Here is a 10,004-nt window from a genome sequence, read left to right on the forward strand (position 1 = left end):
CACTGCATCGGGCAGGATCCACTGCTGGACGCGCGGCAGCAGCGGGCGCGAGGGCAGAAGGGCGACTCAGGGGAGGCGCGGGACCGGCATCGTGTCATCAGAGGCGCCTGCACTCGGGAGATCGACTCGGAACGTCGCACCGCCGCCCGGGGTCTCGTGCACACTCACCGATCCGCCGTGCGCGTCGACGATCGACTTGACGATGGCGAGGCCGAGCCCCGAACCGCCGGTCTCGCGGTTGCGGGATGTGTCGGCGCGCCAGAAGCGCCCGAAGATCTTGTCCCTGATCTGCTCGGGCACGCCCTCACCGTGGTCGACGATCTCGAAACGGGCGAACGACTGCGCGCCCGCCTCCGCGACCGGGCTCGAGACCACGAGCTCGATCGGACCTCCATCGGGGGTGTGCCGCATCGCGTTGCCCAGCAGGTTCGTCATGAGCTGCCGCACCTTGTGCTCGTCGCCGATCACCGCGGGTTCTGCCGGGTCGGTCACGACGGTGACCTCCCGGTCGGGCGCCTGCGCACGGGCGTCCAGCGCAGCGTCGGTCGCGAGCTGATTGAGGGGGAGCGTCGCGAGCGCGAGCGGGCGGCGCTCGTCGAGGCGGGCGAGGGCCAGCAGATCCTCGACGAGCGAGGTCATGCGAATGGCCTCCTTCTCGATGCGCTCCATCGCCTGCGCGACGTTCTCGTCCTCCTGCAGCGCCCCCATGCGGTAGAGCTCCGCGTACCCGCGCACGGACACGAGGGGAGTGCGCAACTCGTGGCTCGCGTCGCCGATGAATCGGCGCATGCGCTCGATGGTGCGGGACTGGTCTTCGAGGGAGCCGTCGAGGCGATCCAGCATGATGTTGAGCGATTGGCCGAGGTGCCCCACTTCGGTATGCGGGCTCGAGATCATGATGCGCTTCGAGTAGTCGCCGCGCGCGATCTCGAGTGCGGTGCGCTCCACCTCCGCGAGCGGGAGGAAGGTGGCGGTGACGAGCAGCCGAGTCAGGGCTGCGCCGAGCAGGATGACGGCGATGCCGAAGCCCGTGAAGATGATGATGTACTGCGCGACGGTCTGCGTGACGGGCGCCGTCGACGAGGCGATCAGCAGCGTGCCCGCCGCCTGCCCCTCCTGGTAGATGGGTTTGACGATCGCGTTCCACTTGACCCCGTCGGCGGCGCGAACGCCGATCAGCGCGTTCTCGTACTCCGACATGACCGCGTCGAGCGTGATCCCGGTGACGTCGGGCAGGGTCTTCCGGTCCTGATCGCGCGTATTGTCGCGGATGACGTTGCCGTCCGCGTCGAGCAGGGCGACGTAGTACCCGCTCGGCGCCTGCGTGATGTCTTCGGGCGTGAGCCCGTTGAAGTTCGCGTACGGGCGCAGTGCGGGGGTCGGGTTCTCGCGCAGTCGCTCCAGCGCTTGCGTCTGATTCGCCGTGAGCATCGGCTGCAGCACGGCGAGCGTGCCGACTCCCGCCACGATGAGCCCGAGGAAGAGGATGAAGACCGTGACGCCGGTGATCTTCGCCCGCAGCGAGACGTCGGCCCAACGCTCCGACCAGTTGGGCCGGGACACGCTACTTGACTTCGGTCTTCAGCATGTACCCGAAGCCGCGCTTCGTCTGGATCAGCGACTCCTCGGTCAGCGGGTCGAGCTTGCGCCGCAGGTACGAGATGTAGGACTCGACGATGCCGGCGTCGCCGTTGAAGTCGTACTCCCACACGTGGTCGAGGATCTGCGCCTTCGAGAGCACGCGATTCGCGTTCTGCATGAGGTAGCGCAGCAGCTTGAACTCGGTGGGGGAGAGCTCTACGGAGGCTCCCTGCACGGTCACCTCGTGCGTGTCCTGATCCATCGTGATGGGCCCGACGCTGAGCACCGAGTCCTCGTCCTCCTGGATGGTGCGGCGCAGCACCGCCTTGATGCGGGCGATGATCTCATCGAGGCTGAACGGCTTCGTCACGTAATCGTCGCCTCCGACGGTCAGCCCCTCGACCTTGTCCTCGGTGTCGTCCTTCGCGGTGAGGAAGATGATCGGCGCGGTGTACCCCGCCGACCGCAGGCGCTTGGTGACGCTGAAGCCGTTCATATCGGGCAGCATCACGTCGAGCACGATGAGGTCGGGTTCCTCTTCGAGCACCGCTGAAATGGTCTGCGCGCCGTTGCCGACTGCGCGCACGCCGAACCCGGCGAAACGCAAGCTCGTGCTGAGCAGCTCGCGGATGCTGGGCTCGTCATCGACGATGAGAATCCGGGGTCCTTTTACCTGAGCGTTCATGATTCCAGTCTCTGATCGTTTGCTATGAAGTGGCTGGAAATGCGGCGGCCGTTCAGCGACGGTCAGGCGGTGAGTTCGCGCGTCCACGGCGGGTTCGCCCCCGCGCGGGACGCGGTGACCGCCGCGGCGCGGGCGGCGAATCGCAGCGCATGCTCGACGTCGGGGCGAATCAACGGGAGGCCGTCGAGCAGGGCAGCGGCCAGCGGCCCGTCGAGCACCGCCGCGAGCAGAGCCGCCATGAACGAGTCACCGGCTCCGACCGTGTCGACCACGAGCACGCGGTCGGCGGGAACCTCCACTCGGGCGTCCGCGAATCGAGCGATGCACCCGTCGGCACCGCGGGTCACGACGGCGAGCGAAGCGCCCAGGGCCAGCAGCCGGGCGAGCACGTCGTCGAGCTCGAGACCGGGGTAGAGCCAGGCGGCATCCTCGTCGCTGAGCTTCACGATGTGGCTGCGGACGACGAGGCGCTCGACCCGGTCGAGCGTCGCGGCGTGATCCTGCATGAGATCGGGCCGGATGTTCGGGTCGTAGCTGCACAGACGCGCACCGGGGGCGTCGAAGGCCTCGGCCACGGTGGTGGCTCCGGGGGCGAGCACCGCGCCGAGCGAGCCCGCGTGCACGAGATCGATGCCCTCGAGGGGTACCGACGGCAGTTCCGAGTCGAGCACGAAGCGGTACTGCGCCTGCCCCGAGGCGTCGAGCGTCACCTCTGCGCGCGACGTCTCGGCGCCCGCGACGGGCTCGGCGAAGGAGACCGAGGACTCGCGCAGATGATCGGCGATTCGACCACCGTGGGCGTCGTCGCCGAAACGGGCGGCGAGGGTGGTGTCGACGCCGAGTCGGCTGAGCCCCACTGCGACGTTCAGCGGGGAACCGCCGGGAAACGCGGCGCCGTCGATCACGTCGACCAGGGCCTCGCCGAAGACGAGCGCGCGGGGAGCGGCGAGTGCGTGCTTCACAGCGCGGTGTATCCGCCGTCGATGACGATCGACTGAGCGGTGAGGTAGGAGGAGGCGTCCGAGGCGAGGAACGCCACGAGCCCGTGCAGATCGGCGGGGTCGCCCATGCGGCCGAGCGGAATGCGCGAGGTCCATTCGGCGGCGAGCTCGGGGTTGCTCTCCGTGAACTGCTTGGTCATGTCGGAGAGGAAGTACCCGGGGGCGATCGCGTTGACGCGAATTCCGGCTCCCGCCCACTCCACGGCGAGAGACCTGGTCAGATGGTCGACCGCTGCCTTCGATGTGTTGTACGCCGTCTGCTGCTGGGGGACGTTGACGATCTTCGCCGACATCGAGGAGACGAGGATCGCCGAGCCCTCGAGGCCGGAGGCCAGCAGGCGCCGCGCGAACTCCTGAGCGACGAAGAAGGTGCCGTCGACGTTGATCGACTGGAGGCGGCGCCACTGCGTCGGATCGATGTCGACCGCGGCCTCAAGCAGCGTGATGCCCGCGGCGGTCAGCAGTACTCGAGGCGTTCCCAGAGCGGCCTCGATGCGGTCGAACGCGGATGCGATCTGCTCCGGCGCGGTGACATCGGTCGGGATCCCGATCGCCCGCACGTCGAAGCGCTCTGCGAGGCGCTCCGCAGTGGTCTCCACGTCGGGCAGCACGTCGAGCAGGGCGACGTCGACCCCCTGGTCCGCGAGCGCCTCTGCGAGGGAGTAGCCGAGGCCGCGGCCGCCGCCGGTCACGACGGCCGCGCGGCCCTGCAGGTCTTCGAACTTCATGAATCGCTCCTTCGGTGCGGATCGTTGCGGGAGGCATCGGCGAGCAGCGCCTGAGCGGTGCTCGCGTCGCACGCCAGCGAGTGGATGAGCCCGCTGCGCAGCGCCGCGCGCACCGCAACGAACTTCAGCGGACCGCCGGCGACGGCGAGTACGTGGGGTACGTTGCGGAGGCCCTGCGCGTCGATGCCGATGCTCTGCCCCACAGCATTCTCGACCACGGTGCCGTCGATGTCGAGCAGCACGGCGCCGAGGTCGGCTCGGACGCCGGCGTCGAGGAGCGATTCCCGGATCCCGAGCTGCCCGGCGAGCATCGACACCTGCGAGTCCTCCGGGTTCCAGCTGCCGATTCCGACGACCGCCGTCGTGACTTCGGAGAAGCGCGCGAACGTCTCGCGAGCAGCCGGCTCATCGCGGAGCAACTCGGCCGTCTCATCGCTGCGGGTGAGGAGCGGCGCGAGCAGTGCGTGCGGTGTGCCGCCGGAAACGCGCGCCGCGTGACGCACGAGTTCGACCCCGCTCTCCTGCAGGCCCGCCGCCACGCCCTCCAACTGCACGACGTCGACCGGGGGGAGCGATTCGAACGCCATCACCATCTGGCGCAGCGTGCGCCCCGCCGCGAGACCCAGCACCTCGCCGGGCCGCATGACCTCTTCGAGGAGTCGCGCGGCGGCGGCGCCGAGGCGCTCCTTCAGCGTGTCCTCGGCTCCGCTCGGAGCGTGTACAACAATTGCGTGTCGAAGTCGGAACGCATCGCGCAAGTGAGCGGAGAGGCCGAGATCGAGATCGTCGGGCGACGCGATCTCGAATCGCACGATGCCGCGCTCCCGCGCCTGCTCGAGCAATCGGGCGACGGCGAATCTCGAAATGCCGAGTTCATCTGCGATTTCGATCCGTGAACACCCATCGAGGTAGTGCCGGGTGGCGACGAGCGCCATGCGGCGTTCGGCTTCGCTCATGGGGCTCCTTCGTCGGATTGGCGCACTGCAACAGAGAGACTGTAGCATCGCTCAAATGTGCGGGCGTGTTTCTCAGATGTTACAAGTCGTGGTAAAAACCTATACGGGCCTCGATCGAAGCGCCCACATGCCGGGACGACGAGGAACCTCCGCTCGCCGTGGAGAGGGGTGAATGCAACATGAGTAACCAGCAGGCAGACGTGCGCGATTCCGCGTCGCACGCGCCGGCCACCGGGACGCTGCTCGAGTGCACGGACATCGTCAAGGGATTCGGTGGGATCCCCGTGCTCCGAGGGATCTCGCTGAGCCTGGAGGCGGGCACCGTCACCGCACTCGCGGGCGAGAACGGTGCGGGGAAGTCGACGCTGATGAAGATCGCGTCGGGCCAGTACCGTCCGGATGGAGGCACGGTCGAGGTGCAGGGGAAGGCCCTGCCCGCCGGCAACGCGCAGGCGGCGCACCGACTCGGCGTCGCCATCGTGCCGCAGGAGCTCGCCTCGATCCTCGAGCTCTCCGTGTACGAGAACCTCTTCATCGGGCGCGAACTGCGCGGGCCCCTGGGTCTCCGCCGCGGTGCCATGATCGAGCAGGCGCGCGAGCAGCTGGCGGTCTTCGGTCTCACCACGGATCCTCGCAAGCGCATGGGCGACCTCCCCGTCGGCATCCGTCAGATCATCGAGATCGTCAAGGCGACGAACACCGGTGCCAACGTGATCCTCCTCGACGAGCCGTCGAGTGCGATCTCGGAGCGCGAGGTCGGCCGTCTGCTGGAGGTCATGGGTCTGCTGCGCGACCGCGGCGTCGCCCTGCTCTTCACCACGCACAAGATGGAGGAGATCCGAGCCATCGCCGATCGCGTCATCGTGCTCCGCGACGGCGAACTGGTCGAGGATCAGGCGCTCGCGAACCTTACCGACGACGACATCGTGACCGCGATGATCGGCCGTGAGCTCGAGGATCTCTTCCCCGAGCGCGGCGTGCCGAGCGCAGATGTGGTGCTCGAGCTCGACGAGCTGCAGGTGCCGGGGGCGAGCGAGCCGATCTCGCTCACCGTGCGCCGCGGCGAGATCGTCGGCCTGGCGGGCCTCGTCGGCGCCGGCCGCACGGAGCTCATGGAGACCGTGTTCGGCGTGCGCAAGGCGGAGAGCGGCGAGGTGCGCGTGCGCGGATCCCGGGTGAAGCCGGGCGAACCCGCAGCGGCGATCACCGCGAAGATGGCCCTGGTGCCCGAGGACCGCAAGGGCGCGGGCGCCGTTCTGCCGATGTCGGTGCTCGACAACGGCACGCTGCCCGGGCTCGCGCAGTTCTCGATCGCGGGTTTCCTGCGGCAGCGCGCCCGCCGCGACCGGGTCGGCGAGGTGATGGACTCGGTGCGGCTGCGCAGTCGCGACCTCGACCAGTCGCTCGAGACGCTCTCCGGCGGAAACCAGCAGAAGGTCGTGCTCGCCCGTTGGCTCACCGACGACGTCGACGTGCTGCTGCTCGACGAGCCCACGCGCGGCGTCGATGTCGGAGCCCGCAGCGAGATCTACCGCATCATCGTCGAACTCGCCGCCAGCGGCATGGCGGTGCTCATGGCCTCGAGCGACATGCCCGAGATTCTGAGCCTCTCGCACCGCGCGCTCGTGCTGCGCGAGGGCGCGGTGGCGGGCGAACTGAGCGCCGCGGAGCTCTCCGGGGCCGAGGTGCAGGATCGGATCTTCCGCCTCGCGAGCGGACTCGAAGTTACGGAAGCGGGCACGGCGGCCGCTGAATCAGCAGACGCTCCTCGAAAGGACGCATGACATGTCGAATCCGACACAGACCGAAGTGATGCGGACGGTGTCCGAGAGCGGCGACCTCCGCCGCTTCTCGGGCCCCTGGTTCCGCGAGCTGGCCATCCGCTACGCGATGGTCATCGTGATGCTGCTCATCATCGCGTTCTTCCTGTACCGCAGCGCGCGCTTCGGCACGGTGGACAACGTGACGACGATCCTGGTCGCGGCCGCGCCGTTCGCGCTGATCGCGCTGGGCCAGACACTCGTCATCCTCACCGGTGGCATCGACCTGTCGGTCGGCAGCGTGATCGCGTTGAGCGCGATGGCCGCGGCGGTCGCCGCGAAGGAGATGCCCGACCAGATCTGGCTCGCACCGATCGTGGCCGTCGCCGTGGGCTTCGCCGCCGGGTCGGTGAACGGCTTCGTCGTCGCGGTGATGAAGGTGCCGCCGTTCATCGCCACGCTGGGCATGCTCACGCTGGCGAGCGGTCTCGCGTTCGTGCTCGGCGACGGCGCTCCGATCAACGGTCTCCCGGCCGAGTACGGCCAGTTCGCCAACACGCGCGTCTTCGGGCTCACGATTCCCGTGATCCTCATGATCATCATGATCGTCGGCTTCGGACTGATGATGCGCCGCACCAGCTACGGCCTGCGGGTGTACGCGGTCGGCGGCAACCCGCTCGCCGCCCAGATCGCGGGCGTGAAGACCGGTCGCGTGCTCTACAGCGTGTACGCCATCAGCGGCGCCCTCGCGGGCCTCTCGGGCATCATGCTCTCCTCCCGCGTGATCAGCGGCTCCCCGAACCTCGGCCAGGGCTACGAGCTCGACGCCATCGCCGCCGTGGTGATCGGCGGGGCGAGCCTCATGGGCGGCCGCGGCACCGTGTGGGGCACCGCGCTCGGCCTCCTGCTCATCCAGACGCTGAACAACGGCCTCGACATTCTGACCGTTCCCGCCTACTGGCAGGACGTGATCAAGGGCGTGCTCATCGTCGCCGCCGTCGCGGTCGACGTCTGGGCCAGCAAACGTCGACGATCTTGACGGCCGCCGCCTCCTCGGGGGCGGCGCGCCCTCCTCGAACCCAACCCGAGTCACTACTGAAATGGAGTACCCAATGAAGTTCACCTCCCGAATGAGCCGCGGATTCGCGGTAGCCGTAGCCGGTGCGGCAGCGCTGTCGCTCGCGGCATGCGGTGCGGGCGATCCTGCAGCGCAGCAGGGCGCCGATGAGAGCGGCAAGGAGCGCGTCACCGTCGGCGTGAGCGTCTACGACATGTCGTCCTTCATCACCGAGGGCAAGGAAGGCATCGACCGCTACGCGGAAGACAACAACATCGAGATCCTGTGGAACGTCGCGAAGATGGACGTCTCGACGCAGGCGACGCAGGTCGATCAGTTCATCCAGGCGGGCGTCGACGCGATCATGGTCGTGCCGGTGCAGGCCGACACGCTGCAGCCGCAGGTGACCGCGGCGAGCGAGGCGGGCATCCCCTTCCTCGACGTCAACGCGACCCTGAACAACGAAGAGGTCGCGGGCAGCGTGCAGCCCGACGATGTCGCGGCGGGCGCGCAGGAAGCGCAGATGATGATGGACGAGCTCGGCGGGAAGGGCAACGTGGTCATCCTGCAGGGCCCCCTCGGCGGTTCGGGCGAGATCAACCGCGGTGCGGGCATCGACCAGGTGCTCGAGGAGAACCCGGACGTCACGGTGCTCGCGAAGGACACGGCGAACTGGAGCCGTGACGAGGCCGTCAACAAGATGAAGAACTGGATCTCGGCCTTCGGCGACGAGATCGACGGCGTCATCTCGCAGAACGACGACATGGGCCTCGGTGCGAAGCAGGCGCTGCGCGAAGCCGGCATGGATGATGTTCCGGTCGTCGGCATCGACGGCATCGAGGACGGCCTGAACGCGGTCAAGAACGGCGACTTCATCGGAACCTCGCTCCAGAACGGCACCGTGCAGCTCGCGACCGGCGTCGCGGTCGCCGCGGCGATCGCACGTGATGAGGACGTCGACAACAACCTCGTCTACACGATGCCCGCCATCACGCAGGACAACGTCGATGACGCACTCGAGCACGTCGTCACCGATCGTCCCGCGTTCCTCGACGGTCTCAGCGAACTGATCGCCGAGAACCTCGAGACCGGCGACATCGCCTACGAGGGTCTCCCCGGCCAGGAGTAGTCGGCGACTCGACGGCGGCGGTCTCCTCCCGGGCAGGGGAGGGGGCCGCCGCCGTCGTATGCGCGCGACAGGGCGCAGTGCGATCCGACTCCGCGGTTCGGCTCCGCGGTTCGGCCCTGCGGTTCGGCTCAGCGCGATTCCGCGAGCAGTGCCTGGGCCGAGATGCGATCGGTGATGAGCGTCGTGACGAAGCCGGCGAGCAGTACGGCGCGGAGCGCGGAGTGCTTCTCCGCTCCACCTGCCACGACGACGATCTCGGGGACGGCGCGCAACTGATCGAACGGGATGGCGATCGTGCGCGCGTCGAGCGCCGAGATGCGGCCCCCCGACGCGTCGAACAGCGAAGCCGCCACGTCGGCCCGTACACCGCCGGCGATCAAGCCGCCGGCCGCATCCTCGGAGATCGACTCCGCGAGCTGGGAGACGATGGGGTTCCAGCTGCCGACGGCGAGCACCGCGCGCGTGACATCGCCCATGCGCTCCAGCGTTTCGGCGACGCCGGGCTGGCGGCGCAGCATCGATGCGGCTTCGGCATCGGAGGCGACCAGCGGGACGTACAGCGACGCGGGCTCCCCATCCGAGATCGCGCTGACCGTGCGCACCAGGTCACCCGCGGTCTCGCCCGGAGGGCCCGCGAGACCGGTCAGCTGCACGACATCGCACTGCGGCAGTTCGCGGAGGTGCTCGGGAATGGCGGCGAGGGTGCGCCCGCTCGCGAAGCCGAGCACCTCGCCGGGGCGCACCTGCGCTTGGAGGTACTCCGCCGCCGCGCGGCCGAGTGCGCTGCGCAGGCTTCGGGGGTCGCTGTCCCCCTCCGGCATCGTCACGCAGCGGATGTCGCGGAGGCCGTACCGCCGCCGGAGTTCTGCGACATCGTCCCGGCCGAGGGCGTGCGGAGCGCCCACGCTGATGCGCAGCACGCCGAGATCCCGTGCCTCGGCGATGAGCCGCGCGACGCGGAAGCGCGACATGCCGGTGCGGGCGGCGAGCTCCACCATGGGCACGTCGTTGATGAAGTGCTCCCGGGCGATGTGCGCCATCTCGACCAGTCGGTTCGGACCGGGTTCCATGGGCGGCTCCTCTCGATGGGTCATCCTCTCATACCGT

At 68.8% G+C, this 10,004-nt stretch carries 9 protein-coding genes; 3 read left to right on the plus strand and 6 right to left on the minus strand.

Features of this window, described 5'->3' with window-relative positions; genetic code table 11:
* Nucleotides 1-66: 66 nt before the first annotated feature.
* The 5 genes from PQI23_RS01005 to PQI23_RS01025 form a co-directional block, all read right to left on the minus strand.
* Nucleotides 67-1,563 carry a sensor histidine kinase gene (locus tag PQI23_RS01005; protein WP_339970744.1) on the minus strand — a complete coding sequence of 499 codons (1,497 nt, stop codon included), beginning with the start codon at nucleotides 1,561-1,563 and terminating at the stop codon, nucleotides 67-69.
* 1 nt (nucleotide 1,564) lies between these two features.
* The gene (locus PQI23_RS01010; protein WP_339970745.1) at nucleotides 1,565-2,266 is read right to left on the minus strand and encodes a response regulator transcription factor; all 702 of its coding nucleotides are present in this window, start codon (nucleotides 2,264-2,266) and stop codon (nucleotides 1,565-1,567) included.
* Nucleotides 2,267-2,328: 62 nt separating this feature from the next.
* Complete coding sequence (locus PQI23_RS01015; protein ID WP_339970746.1) at nucleotides 2,329-3,228, minus strand: carbohydrate kinase family protein; 900 nt, start codon at nucleotides 3,226-3,228, stop codon at nucleotides 2,329-2,331.
* Entirely contained in the window at nucleotides 3,225-3,995 is a 771-nt protein-coding gene (locus tag PQI23_RS01020) for an SDR family oxidoreductase (protein WP_339970747.1), read from the minus strand. The genes PQI23_RS01015 and PQI23_RS01020 overlap by 4 nt, the downstream gene beginning before the upstream one ends.
* Nucleotides 3,992-4,951: a sugar-binding transcriptional regulator gene (locus tag PQI23_RS01025; RefSeq protein ID WP_339970748.1), complete on the minus strand. Its 960-nt coding sequence runs from the start codon at nucleotides 4,949-4,951 to the stop codon at nucleotides 3,992-3,994. Before PQI23_RS01025 ends, PQI23_RS01020 begins: the two co-directional genes overlap by 4 nt.
* 179 nt (nucleotides 4,952-5,130) lie before the next feature.
* On the opposite strand from PQI23_RS01025, the gene PQI23_RS01030 reads away from it, so the two are divergent.
* The 3 genes from PQI23_RS01030 to PQI23_RS01040 all read left to right on the plus strand — a co-directional run bounded on the left by PQI23_RS01030 (nucleotide 5,131) and on the right by PQI23_RS01040 (nucleotide 8,897).
* Nucleotides 5,131-6,735, plus strand: a complete 1,605-nt coding sequence (locus PQI23_RS01030) for a sugar ABC transporter ATP-binding protein (protein ID WP_339970749.1) — start codon at nucleotides 5,131-5,133, stop codon at nucleotides 6,733-6,735.
* 1 nt (nucleotide 6,736) lies between these two features.
* Nucleotides 6,737-7,750 (plus strand): ABC transporter permease, encoded by a 1,014-nt coding sequence (locus PQI23_RS01035; RefSeq protein ID WP_339970750.1) that lies wholly within the window; start codon nucleotides 6,737-6,739, stop codon nucleotides 7,748-7,750.
* Between the two features lie 73 nt (nucleotides 7,751-7,823).
* The gene (locus PQI23_RS01040) at nucleotides 7,824-8,897 is read left to right on the plus strand and encodes a substrate-binding domain-containing protein (protein ID WP_339970751.1); all 1,074 of its coding nucleotides are present in this window, start codon (nucleotides 7,824-7,826) and stop codon (nucleotides 8,895-8,897) included.
* A gap of 128 nt (nucleotides 8,898-9,025) precedes the next feature.
* Here PQI23_RS01040 and PQI23_RS01045 read toward each other — a convergent pair whose 3' ends face one another.
* On the minus strand, nucleotides 9,026-9,967 hold the full coding sequence (locus PQI23_RS01045) for a sugar-binding transcriptional regulator (RefSeq protein ID WP_339970752.1): 942 nt from the start codon (nucleotides 9,965-9,967) through the stop codon (nucleotides 9,026-9,028).
* Nucleotides 9,968-10,004 lie beyond the last annotated feature (37 nt).

The organism is Leucobacter sp. USCH14 (assembly GCF_037619215.1).
GTDB lineage: Bacteria > Actinomycetota > Actinomycetes > Actinomycetales > Microbacteriaceae > Leucobacter.